Here is a 12,371-nt window from a genome sequence, read left to right as displayed (position 1 = left end):
CCCCCCGCCAGTTGCCCTCCTCGCTGTGCCGGTATAAAAAAGTACCGGCCACAGCGCAGACAAAGCCAAGACATATCGGCACGCTAGGTTTAATGTAATCGCCCTGCGCTATGGTTAGCGCTGTCCGGAACCCGCCCTTGATGAAAGACTGGACGTTCCGGGCTTTGAAGTGTCCTAAAGGCAGTCCCCGTAATAAAAGGAAACCCGCAGCGATGGCGTACTACCGCACTCCTCATGACGTTACCGCTCTGCCCGCCTGGCAAGCGCTCAATCAACATCGCCAAGCCATGCAGGATTTCAGCATGCGCGAAGCGTTCACTGCCGATCCCCAGCGTTTTTCCCAGTTCACCTTGAGCAGCTGCGGACTTTTCCTCGATTACTCGAAAAACCTGATCACCAGCGAAACCCGCGACCTGCTGGTGGGCCTGGCCAAGGAAGTGAATCTCAAAGGCGCGATCGACGCCCTGTACGCCGGCGAGCCAGTCAACTCCTCCGAAGGCCGCCCGGCCCTGCACACCGCACTGCGCCGCCCGGTGGGCGACAAGCTGTCGGTCAACGGCGTGAACATCATGCCGGACGTGCACAAGGTGCTGAACCAGATCACTGACCTGGTCGGCCGCATCCACGACGGCCTGTGGCGTGGCTACACCGAGAAGCCGATCACCGACGTGGTGAACATCGGTATCGGTGGCTCGTTCCTCGGCCCGGAGTTGGTCTCCGAAGCGCTGTTGTCCTACGCCCATAAAGGCGTGCGCTGCCACTACCTGGCGAATATCGACGGCAGTGAGTTCCACGAACTGACCATGAAGCTGCGCGCCGAGACCACGCTGTTTATCGTCTCGTCGAAGTCCTTCAACACCCTCGAAACCCTGAAGAATGCCCAGGCCGCCCGCGCCTGGTACCTGGCCCAGGGTGGCTCGGAAGCCGAGCTGTATCGCCATTTCATCGCCGTATCGAGCAACAACGCGGCAGCGGTGGCCTTCGGTATTCGCGAAGAAAACATCTTCCCGATGTGGGACTGGGTCGGCGGTCGTTACTCGCTGTGGTCGGCCATCGGCCTGCCCATCGCCCTGGCCATCGGCATGTCCAACTTCAAGGAGCTGCTGTCCGGTGCCTACACCATGGACCAGCACTTCCAGAATGCCCCGTTCGAGTCGAACATGCCGGTGCTGCTGGGCCTGCTGGGCGTGTGGTACGGCAACTTCTGGGGCGCGCAGAGCCATGCGATCCTGCCGTACGACCACTACCTGCGTAACATCACCAAGCATTTGCAACAGCTGGACATGGAATCCAACGGCAAGAGCGTGCGCCAGGATGGCACGCCGGTGTCCACCGATACCGGCCCGGTGATCTGGGGCGGCGTCGGCTGCAACGGTCAGCACGCGTACCACCAGTTGCTGCACCAGGGGACCCAACTGATCCCGGCCGACTTCATCGTGCCGATTGTCAGCTTCAACCCGGTGTCCGATCACCATCAGTGGCTGTACGCCAACTGCCTGTCCCAGAGCCAGGCGCTGATGCTCGGCAAGACCCGCAGCGAAGCCGAAGCCGAACTGCGCGACAAAGGCCTGCCGGAAGCCGAAGTGCAGAAGCTGGCGCCGCACAAGGTGATCCCGGGCAACCGCCCGAGCAACACCCTTGTGGTCGAACGGATCAGCCCGCGCCGCCTGGGCGCGCTGGTGGCGATGTATGAGCACAAGGTGTTCGTGCAGAGCGTGATCTGGGGCATCAACGCCTTCGACCAATGGGGCGTGGAGCTGGGCAAGGAACTGGGCAAGGGCGTCTACAACCGCCTGACCGGCGCCGAAGAAACCTCCGCCGAGGATGCTTCGACCCAGGGCCTGATCAACTACTTCCGCGGTCGTCACCGCGGTTAAAGGGATCGGCACTACACTTACGGTCTGAACCTGCGGGAGCACACCCTGTGTAGGAGCGGGCTTGCCAGCGATAGCGATCTTCAGGACGCCATCGCCGGCAGGCTAGCGCCTACGAGGGTCGCACGGCTCCCCTCTTGTCCCTAAAACAAGAATAAGGACCGCTCATGTTCGACCTCAGCCAATTCCCCACCGCCGATGCCGTCCGCCGGGCTGCGCAACTCAGCCAAGAGGACTATCAGCGCCTCTATCGCCAATCCATCGACCAGCCGGATACTTTCTGGGCTGAACAGGCCATGGCCTTTCTCGACTGGATAACTCCGTGGCACACCGTCCAGCAGTCGGACATCCACACCGGCGCCGCCCAGTGGTTCGCCGGCGGCACACTGAACGTCAGCTACAACTGCATTGACCGTCACCTGGCGCAACGCGCCGATCAGCCGGCCTTCATCTGGGAAGGCGATGATCCGACCAACGCGTCCAAAATCACCTACCGCCAACTGCACCAAAACGTCTGTCGCCTCGCCAACGTGCTGAAAAGCCGTGGCGTGAAGAAAGGTGACCGGGTGTGTATCTACATGCCGATGATCCCGGAGGCGGCCTACGCCATGCTCGCCTGCACGCGCATTGGTGCAGTGCACTCGGTGGTGTTTGGGGGTTTCTCGCCGGATGCCTTGCGCGACCGCATCCTCGATGCCGACTGCCGCACCGTGATCACCGCCGATGAGGGCGTGCGCGGCGGCAAGCCGGTGGCACTGAAACAAAATGTCGACAAGGCCCTGGCCAGTTGCCCGGACGTCAGTACAGTGCTGGTGGTCGAGCGCACCGGCGCGACTGTGAACTGGAGCGAAGGCCGCGACCTGAAGTATCGGCAATCCCTGGAAGCCGCGAGCGACGATTGCCCACCCGAGCCCATGGACGCCGAAGACCCGCTGTTCATCCTCTACACCTCCGGCAGCACCGGCAAGCCCAAGGGCGTGCTGCACACCACCGGCGGCTACCTGCTGCAGGCGGCGATGACCTTCAAATACGTGCTCGATTACCGCGATGGCGAGGTGTTCTGGTGCACCGCCGATGTCGGCTGGGTCACCGGCCACAGCTATATCGTGTATGGCCCGCTGGCCAATGGCGCCACCTCGCTGATGTTCGAGGGCGTACCGAGCTACCCGGACAGCTCGCGCTTCTGGCAGGTGATCGACAAGCACCAGGTCAACATCTTCTACACGGCGCCCACCGCCCTGCGCGCCTTGATGCGTGAAGGCCATGGCCCTTTGCAGAGCACCTCCCGCGCCAGCCTGCGCCTGCTGGGCAGTGTCGGTGAGCCGATCAACCCGGAGGCGTGGGACTGGTATTTCAACGCGGTCGGCGAACAGCGCTGCCCGATTGTCGATACCTGGTGGCAGACCGAAACCGGCGGCATCATGCTCAGCCCGCTGGTCAGCGCCCGGCGGATCAAGCCGGGTTGTGCGACCCAGCCGATGTTTGGCGTACAGCCCGTGCTGCTGGATGAGCACGGCAAAGTGATCAGCGGCGCCGGCAGCGGCGTGCTGGCGATCAAGGCCAGTTGGCCGGGGCAGATCCGCAGTGTGTATGGCGATCCGCAGCGAATGATCGACACCTACTTCAAACCCTACCCCGGCTACTATTTCACCGGTGACGGCGCCCGGCGCGACGAAGACGGCGATTACTGGATCACCGGGCGCATCGACGATGTGATCAACGTGTCCGGCCACCGTATCGGCACCGCCGAAGTGGAGAGCGCCCTGGTGCTGCATGACCAGGTGGCCGAAGCGGCCGTGGTCGGCTACCCCCATGACGTCAAGGGCCAGGGCATTTATGCGTTCGTCACCCCGATGAATGGCGTCGAGCCCGATGACACATTGAAAAAGCACCTGCTGGAGCTGGTCAGCAAGGAAATTGGCAGCTTTGCCAAGCCGGAACTGATCCAATGGGCGCCCGCTTTGCCGAAGACTCGCTCGGGCAAGATCATGCGCAGGATCCTGCGCAAGATCGCCTGTAACGAACTCGACAGCCTCGGTGATACTTCCACCCTGGCCGATCCGAGTGTGGTCGACGGCCTGATCGACAAACGCCTGAACCGATAGGACACCATGGAATTTCTGCGCAGCCGTATCGAAACCCAGTTGATGAGCCTGACGGGCTTGTCACTGGGCCAGCTGGACCTGGAAAACCCCAAGGGCGACCCCGGCCTGTTCGGGCCGGACTCGGTCAGTTGGCAGGTGCATGGCGACTTCAGCAGCATGCTGATCGGCGGTATCAGCGCCTTGATGCTGCAAGCCTTGCACCCGCTGGCCCTGGCGGGCGTGTGGGATCACTCGAACTTCCGCCAGGACATGCTCGGGCGGCTGCGGCGGACTTCGCAGTTCATCTCCGGGACCACCTTCGGCTCGCGCAAGGATGCCGAATGGCTGATCGAAAAAGTCCGCACCATTCACCTGCAGGTGGTCGGCCATGCGCCGGACGGGCGACCTTATGCCGCCAGCGATCCGGAGCTGCTGACCTGGGTGCACGTGGCCGAGGTGAGCAATTTCCTCGCGGCCCACCTGCGCTATCGCAACCCGCACCTGTCGGGCCGGGATCAGGACCGTTACTACAGCGAAATTGCCTTGGTCGCCGAGCGACTGGGCGCGCGGCATGTGCCTCGCTCGCGGCAGGAAGTGGCGGATTACATGGCGCGTATTCGTCCTCAACTGCTGTGCGACGAGCGCAGCCATGAAGTGCTGCGCCTGCTGCTCAATGCGCCTGCGCCCAGTCACCTGGCCAAGCCTTTCGGTGCCTTGATGATGCAGGCCGGCATTGATCTGCTGCCGGACTGGGCCAGCGCCATGCTCGACCAACAGCAGAGCCCGCTGCAGCGCCAGATGATCCGCGCCGGGGTCAAGCGCAGTGCGCCGTTGCTGCGTTGGGCGATGCGCAATGGTTCGGTGCAACGCGCCCATCGGCGGATGGGGTTGATGTAGGCCGTGGCGCATAGCTGTTAAACTCCGCGCCCTCATTTCCCCAGCAAGGCGCGCTCCATGTCTTCCTTGAATCAGGCGCTGCGCGCCGCCCTCGATCAACGCCAAGACCTGATCAACGAGCTGCATGCCCAGGGCACCGATTGCTATCGGCTGTTCCATGGCAGCCAGGAAGGCGCCGGCGGCCTGACCGTCGACCGCTACGGCCCGCAACTGCTGGTGCAGAGCTTCCACCAGAGCCTGGAAACCAGCGACCTGCTGGCGCTGCATCAACAGATCAACCAGCACCTGGGCCTGGAACTGCTGCTGGTGTACAACGACCGCTCCCGGGGCAACTCGCGAATCGACCGCGAAGACACGGTGTACCGCGCCGAACCGGCTGCGCTGGAAGACATGATCGGCCACGAGTGGGGTCTCAATTACCGCGTGCGCGGGCGGCATGCCGGGCAGGACCCGTTGCTGTTCCTCGACCTGCGCAACACGCGCGGCTGGGTCAAGGCGCACAGCGCGGGCAAAAGCGTGCTGAACCTGTTTGCCTACACCTGTGGCGTCGGCTTGAGTGCCGCAGCCGGCGGCGCCCGCGAGGTGTGCAACCTGGACTTCGCCGAAGGCAATCTGGCGGTCGGCCGTGAGAACGGCCTGCTCAACCCGCAATTGCCGACCATGGAGTTTGTGCAGTCGGATTATTTCCCTGCGATTCGCCAGTTGGCCGGCTTGCCGATTACCCAACGTCGTGGGCAGAAGCTGCCGAGTTACCCGCGCCTGGAGCCACGTCAATATGACCTGGTATTGCTCGACCCACCGGCCTGGGCCAAGAGCGCATTCGGCACTGTCGACCTGCTGCGCGACTACCAGAGCCTGCTCAAGCCGGCGCTGCTCGCCACCGCCGACAACGGCGTGCTGATCTGCTGCAACAACCTCGCAAAAGTCAGCATGGACGACTGGCGCGACCAGGTGCTGCGCTGCGCCGAGAAAGCCGGGCGGCCGGTACGCGACTGGCAGATCATGACACCTGGCGCGGACTTTCCCTCGCAAGACCAACAGCCGCCGTTGAAGACCCTGATCCTGCAGCTGTAGTACTTTTCCCAAGAAGCCGCGTACTTCGGAACCGAAATCCCGTGCCATACTCCAAGGCACTCTTGTTCGACATAGATGGCGTCACCCATGCCCAAAGGATTGATTCGCGCCGCTGGCGCCCTGTTGACCGCCCTTGCCCTGTACAGCTTGCTGGGCTTTCTGATTCTGCCGGGCATCGCCCTTCGCATTGCCAACCAACAACTGGCCCATTACGCCACGGTGCCGGCCCGGATCGAGCGCATCGAGCTCAACCCGTTCAGCCTGGAAGTGACGGCATGGGGCCTGAAAATCGGCGAGCCGGGCAAGGAGCAAGTGGGTTTCGAGCGTCTCTACGCCAACCTGCAGATCGATAGCCTGTGGACTCGCGCGCTGCACCTGGCCGATGTGCAATTGGACAAGCCCAAGACCGAACTGCTGTTCGACAAGTCCGGCCAGTTGAACCTGGCGCAGCTGTTCAAGCTGCCGCCCAGCGAGCCTAGCCCGGCCGATCCAAATGCCAAGCCGTTTCCATTGCGTATCGACAGCATCAAGCTGGCGGGCGGCTATGTGCACTTTCAGGACCTGCGCCCCAGCGAACCTATCGAATTTCTCTACGACACGCTCGACTTCGAACTGAAGAACCTCAGCACCATGCCCGAAGACAACGCCGACATGACCTTGGTGGCCGCCGGCCCTGAAGGTGGGCGGATCGACTGGAAAGGCAATTTCAGCCTGGTGCCGATCATTTCCGAAGGGACCCTGAAGGTTACCGACGGCAAGATGAAAGCCTGGTGGCCTTATGTGCGCGACGCCTTGCCACTGGTGCTCGAAGACGGCGTACTCAACTTCAGTACCGACTACCGATTCAGCCTGGCCAAAGAGACCGAGCTGAACCTGACTAACACCGCAGCGAGCGTCGCGCCGTTTGCCATCAACGCGCCGGATGGTCGCCCGCTGGTGCGCCTGGAGCGCCTGGACGTCAGTGAGACCACGGTTGACCTGGCCAAGCAGCAGGTCGTCATCGGCAAGATCCGCAGCAACAAACTGGAAACCTGGGCCGCCCGTGAAGCCGACGGCCAACTGGACTGGCAGAAACTGTTCGCCAGCCAACCGAGCAAACCGGCCAAGGCGCCTGAGCCTGCCACGGCACCGGCCACCGCCGACTCACCGAAACCCGAACCCGCCGCGCCGAGCAAACCCTGGCAAGTGCTGCTCAAGGATGTGCAGTTGCGCAACTATCAAGTGCACCTGGCCGACCGCCAGGTCAAACCCGCCGTCGCGCTTGAACTGGGCCCGTTGAACGTCGACATGCAAAACTTCGACAGCCTCAACCAGAGCCCCTTCACCTTGAAGGTCGACTCCGGCCTGGGCAAGCAGGGCAAGATCCAGGCAACCGGGGAGGTCAACCTCAACCCGATCAGCGCCAAGCTGAAAGTGAATACCCAGGACATCGACCTTCGGGTGGCGCAGTCCTATATCAGCCCGTTTATTCGCCTGGAACTGCGTAGCGGCATGCTCGGCAGCAATCTGGACGTCAACCTCAAGAGCGCCGATCCGCTGAAGCTCCAGGTAACGGGCCGGGCGCAAGTCGACCAGTTGCACACCCTCGACACCCTGAAGACCCGCGACTTCGTGAAGTGGCAGCGCCTGGTGCTGGAAGGCGTGAACTACCAGCACGGTGAGAGCCTGTCGATTGACAAGGTCAACCTGCTGCAACCGTATGCACGGTTCATGATCAACGATGACCGCACCACCAACGTGGATGACCTGCTGATTCCACAGCCGGCCAACAGTGGCGCCAAGTCAGCGGCAAAACCGGCCAGCAAAGACAAACCCCTGGGCATTCATGTCGGGCAAATCGCGATCAACGACGGCTCGGCCAACTTCGCCGACTTCAGCCTCACGCCCAACTTCGCCACGGCGATTCAACAACTCAACGGGCAGATCGGCACCATCGACAGCCGCCAGGCCAAACCGGCCAGCGTCGACATCAAGGGCAAGGTCGACCGTTACGCTCCCGTCACCATCAAAGGCAGCGTAAACCCGTTTGATCCGATGGCGGCGCTGGATATCGCCACCAGCTTCAAACGTGTCGAGCTGACCACCCTGACGCCTTACTCGGGCAAGTTCGCCGGCTTCCGTATCCGCAAGGGCCGTCTCAACCTCGACTTGCACTACGTGATCACCAAAGGCCAACTGAAGGCCGAAAACAAGGTGGTGGTCGAGCAACTGCAGTTGGGTGAGAAAGTCGACAGCGCCGATGCCGTGGACCTGCCGATTCGCCTGGCCATCGCGTTGCTCAAGGACAGCGACGGCAAGATCTCGATCGAACTGCCGGTCACCGGCGACTTGAACAACCCGCAATTCAGCGTGATGCCGATCGTCTGGCAGACCCTGCGAAACCTGGTGGTACGCGCGGCGACGGCGCCGTTCAAATTCATCGGTGGGCTGATCACCGGGGGAGGCTCGGAGGACCTGGGCAATGTGTCCTTCGCCGCCGGCTCCAGCGAATTGAGCAAAGACGCCGAAGGTGCACTGAATACACTGGCCAAGGCACTCAAGGAACGCCCTACCCTGCGCCTGGAAATCGAAGGCACGGCCGCGGCCAGCAGCGACGGCCCGTTCCTTGCCTCCCAGCGCCTGGAGCGTGAATACCAATACAACTACTACAAGATGCTCCAGCGCCGCGGCGACAAGGTCCCGGCCCAGGCATCGCTGTTGGTGGTTCCGGAAAGCGAGAAGGCCCCGCTGTTGGAAGGCATCTACCGCACGCGCCTGAAGCAGCAGCCGCCAGCCGAGTGGAAAGACCTCAGCCGCGACGACCGCACGGCCAAGTTGAAAGACGGTGTAATCAAGTTCTGGAGCAGCAGTGATGTGCTGCTGCGCCAGCTCGGCCAGGATCGCGCGAGTACCATCAAGGATTACCTGGTGGACAAAGGGCAGTTGGAAGATGACCGGGTGTACTTCATCGATGCCAACCTGGGCCAGGCCGAGAAGGATGGCCGGGTGGTGACGCCAATGCACCTGGATGCCGAGTAGCCTGCGAAGGCGGTGCGTCAGTCACTATGGGCTGACACACCGAATTCGCGGGCAAGCCCGCTCCCACATCTGACCGCTTTCGCACTAAGATTTTATTTCGACCCACAATAGAACAGGCCCCGACACGAATGCCGGGGCCTGTAATGACCACATCCTTGTGGTCGGTCGCATGAACTCGTGAGGTGCATTGAGTGGATATCTAGCTCACTCGTTGCCGCCTTCGCCTAGTTCAGACGAATGGGTAAGCGTTACTCTGCTTTCAGGCCATCGGCCGATACAGCTTTAACGCCTTTGATTTTCTTGGTGATGTTCACCGCGGTAGTTTTCTGTGCTTCAGTCACAGCGACCGAAGAGGACAGGGAAACTACACCCTTATTGGTTTCGACTTTGATGTCGGTACCAGGAATGCCTTTCTCGGTTACCAGGTCAGCTTTCACTTTGGTGGTGATCCAAGTGTCCGAGGTGGACTCTTTGGCACCTGCAGCTGCGCTTTTGGTTTTATCGACGTTGTCTGCCTTGGTAGCGCCGCCAGCCAGCAGGCCATCAGCAGAAACTGCAGTTACGCCTTTGATTTTCTTGGTGATTGCTACAGCGGTCGCTTTCTGCGAATCCGAAATTGCTACGGTCGACGAAAGGGAAACCACACCTTTGTTGGTTTCAACCTTGATGTCCGAACCAGGAATGCCTTTTTCGGTCAGCAGATCAGACTTAACTTTGGTGGTGATCCAAGTATCCGAAACGCTTTCTTTTGCCTTGGTGGCTTCACCCGCCGCCATGGTCATTGGAGCTTGGGAAGTCTGGGCAAAGGCCACGTTAGCACCCATGGCCAGGGTCAGAGCGGTAGCAGTAGCGAGAGCGAACTTCTTCATACGAGTAACTCCTGTTTTATTAAAAGTCTGCAGTGTGTGAACCTTGATGCTGCAGCGTTAACAGGGATATTGCAGACAGTGTGCCAAGTCTCGATATCCAAATAAATCCTTATAAAACAATATGTTAAGAAAACACGCTTTTTTCGGAATCGTGCAACTTGCATGAACCTGACCGATGCTGCATGCAAGTTGCGGTTTTTTCGATTTACTAAGCACCTGATTTACCGGCATTTTCTCACGGACATAAAAAAAGGACCCCGAAGGGTCCTTTTTCCAGCTTAAAGCCTGCGGGTATTTAAACGCCCGAAGCCTTGGCTGCTGCTACGTCCTTGATGGACAGCTTGATACGGCCGCGGTTGTCCACGTCCAGTACCAGCACTTCCACTTCCTGGCCTTCTTTCAGGATGTCGGTCACTTTCTCGACGCGAGCATCGCTCAGCATGGAGATGTGAACCAGACCGTCCTTGCCAGGCAGGATGTTGACGAATGCGCCGAAGTCGACGATGCGCTCAACCTTGCCGACGTAGATCTTGCCGATCTCGGCTTCAGCGGTGATGCCCAGAACGCGCTGACGTGCTGCTTCAGCCGCTTCCTTGGTTTCGCCAAAGATCTTGATCGAGCCGTCGTCTTCGATGTCGATCGAAGCCTTGGTCTCTTCGCAGATCGCACGGATGGTCGCGCCGCCTTTACCGATGACATCACGGATTTTGTCGGTGTCGATTTTCATCGCGATCATGGTCGGAGCATTTTCGGACAGCTCGGTACGCGACTGACCAATGATCTGGTTCATCTGGCCGAGGATGTTCAGGCGCGCTTCCAGGGCTTGGCCCAGAGCGATTTCCATGATCTCTTCGGTGATGCCCTTGATCTTGATGTCCATCTGCAGCGCGGTCACACCTTTGGCGGTACCGGCTACTTTGAAGTCCATGTCGCCCAGGTGGTCTTCGTCACCCAGGATGTCGGTCAGGATGGCGAACTTCTCGCCTTCTTTAACCAGGCCCATGGCGATACCGGCAACCGGTGCCTTCATCGGCACACCAGCGTCCATCAGTGCCAGGGAAGCACCGCACACGGAAGCCATCGAGCTGGAACCGTTGGACTCGGTGATTTCCGAGACAACACGGATGGTGTACGGGAACACGTCAGCCGCCGGCAGCATGGCCTGGACCGAACGACGGGCCAGACGGCCGTGACCGATTTCGCGGCGACCAGCGCCACCCATGCGACCACACTCGCCCACCGAGAACGGAGGGAAGTTGTAGTGCAGCATGAACGGGTCTTTTTTCTCGCCTTCCAGGGTGTCCAGCAGCTGTGCGTCACGGGCAGTACCCAGAGTCGCGACTACCAGGGCCTGGGTTTCACCACGGGTGAACAGGGCCGAACCGTGAGTCTTCGGCAGAACGCCGACTTCGATATTCAGCGGACGCACGGTGCGCGTGTCGCGACCGTCGATACGTGGCTTGCCGTTTACGATGTTTTCGCGAACGGTGCGGTATTCGATTTCACCGAATGCAGCTTTGACGTCGCTGGCGGAAGGCTGGCCTTCTTCGCCGGACAACTTGGCCACAACCTGATCCTTCAGCTCGCCCAGGCGAGCGTAACGGTCGGCCTTGACGGTGATGGTGTAGGCGTCGGAGATAGCAGCGCCGAACTCGGAGCGGATAGCGCCCAGCAGTTCGGTGGCTTCCGGGGCAGCAGCCCAGGTCCAGGTCGGCTTGGCAGCTTCGGCAGCCAGCTCGGTGACAGCCTTGATGACAGCCTGGAATTCGTCGTGGGCGAACAGCACGGCGCCCAGCATCTGGTCTTCGGTCAGCTCTTTGGCTTCCGATTCAACCATCAGAACGGCTTCCGAGGTACCGGCAACGACCATGTCCAGGCTCGATGCTTTCAGTTGCTCGTAAGTCGGGTTCAGCAGGTAACCGGTGCTCTCGTGGAAAGCAACGCGGGCTGCGCCGATCGGACCATCGAAAGGAATGCCGGAGATGGCCAGGGCAGCCGAAGTACCGATCATCGCAGCGATGTCCGGATCGGTTTTCTTGCTGGTGGAAACGACGGTGCAGACAACCTGCACTTCGTTCATGAAGCCTTCTGGGAACAGCGGACGGATCGGACGGTCGATCAGTCGGGAAGTCAGGGTTTCTTTCTCGGAAGGACGGCCTTCGCGCTTGAAGAAACCGCCAGGGATCTTACCGGCAGCGTAAGTCTTTTCCTGGTAGTGAACGGACAGAGGGAAGAAGCCCTTGCTCGGGTCAGCGGTCTTCGCGCCGACTACGGTCACCAGTACGGTGACGTCATCGTCAACGGTGACCAGCACTGCGCCGGAGGCTTGACGGGCGATACGGCCTGTCTCGAGGGTAACGGTCGACTGACCGAACTGGAATTTTTTGATAACCGGGTTCACGGTGTCCTACCTTCTTTGTGGCTCTTGGGGAACTTGTCTTCTTGCGAAATTCTTGGGCAATGCCGGGAGTCGGCCCGACCGCTGTCCAGGGTAAAACGTGTGTCCAGATAAAACTTGAGGCTGGGAGCCTGCCATGGGCCAGCGGGAATCCCAC

7 protein-coding genes are annotated in these 12,371 nt (G+C 60.7%); 5 read left to right on the top strand and 2 right to left on the bottom strand.

The window, feature by feature from the left end; translation table 11 throughout:
• Positions 1–212 precede the first annotated feature (212 nt).
• From pgi to C9990_RS04280, 5 genes are all read left to right on the top strand, one after another.
• Complete coding sequence (pgi, locus tag C9990_RS04300) at positions 213–1,877, top strand: glucose-6-phosphate isomerase (protein ID WP_065910282.1); 1,665 nt, start codon at positions 213–215, stop codon at positions 1,875–1,877.
• Positions 1,878–2,041: 164 nt separating this feature from the next.
• Positions 2,042–3,979, top strand: a complete 1,938-nt coding sequence (gene acs / locus C9990_RS04295) for an acetate--CoA ligase (RefSeq protein WP_106802608.1) — start codon at positions 2,042–2,044, stop codon at positions 3,977–3,979.
• A 6-nt stretch (positions 3,980–3,985) separates the two neighbouring features.
• Positions 3,986–4,855: an oxygenase MpaB family protein gene (locus tag C9990_RS04290; RefSeq protein WP_106802607.1), complete on the top strand. Its 870-nt coding sequence runs from the start codon at positions 3,986–3,988 to the stop codon at positions 4,853–4,855.
• A gap of 57 nt (positions 4,856–4,912) precedes the next feature.
• Positions 4,913–5,929: a class I SAM-dependent rRNA methyltransferase gene (locus C9990_RS04285; RefSeq protein ID WP_065910276.1), complete on the top strand. Its 1,017-nt coding sequence runs from the start codon at positions 4,913–4,915 to the stop codon at positions 5,927–5,929.
• Between the two features lie 87 nt (positions 5,930–6,016).
• Complete coding sequence (locus tag C9990_RS04280) at positions 6,017–8,947, top strand: DUF748 domain-containing protein (protein ID WP_106802606.1); 2,931 nt, start codon at positions 6,017–6,019, stop codon at positions 8,945–8,947.
• A 248-nt stretch (positions 8,948–9,195) separates the two neighbouring features.
• On the opposite strand, the gene C9990_RS04275 is transcribed toward C9990_RS04280, so the two are convergent.
• A complete protein-coding gene (locus C9990_RS04275; protein ID WP_065910272.1) occupies positions 9,196–9,816 on the bottom strand; it encodes a BON domain-containing protein in 621 nt (206 codons plus the stop codon).
• 295 nt (positions 9,817–10,111) lie between these two features.
• Positions 10,112–12,217 carry a polyribonucleotide nucleotidyltransferase gene (gene pnp, locus C9990_RS04270; protein WP_017528788.1) on the bottom strand — a complete coding sequence of 702 codons (2,106 nt, stop codon included), beginning with the start codon at positions 12,215–12,217 and terminating at the stop codon, positions 10,112–10,114.
• Positions 12,218–12,371 lie beyond the last annotated feature (154 nt).

This window comes from Pseudomonas sp. S5D5, assembly GCF_003013355.1.
In the GTDB taxonomy this organism is placed as follows: Bacteria; Pseudomonadota; Gammaproteobacteria; order Pseudomonadales; family Pseudomonadaceae; genus Aquipseudomonas; species Aquipseudomonas aylmerensis.
Note: the sequence above shows the minus strand (reverse complement) of the source record. Positions and strands in the feature narration are given on the sequence as shown.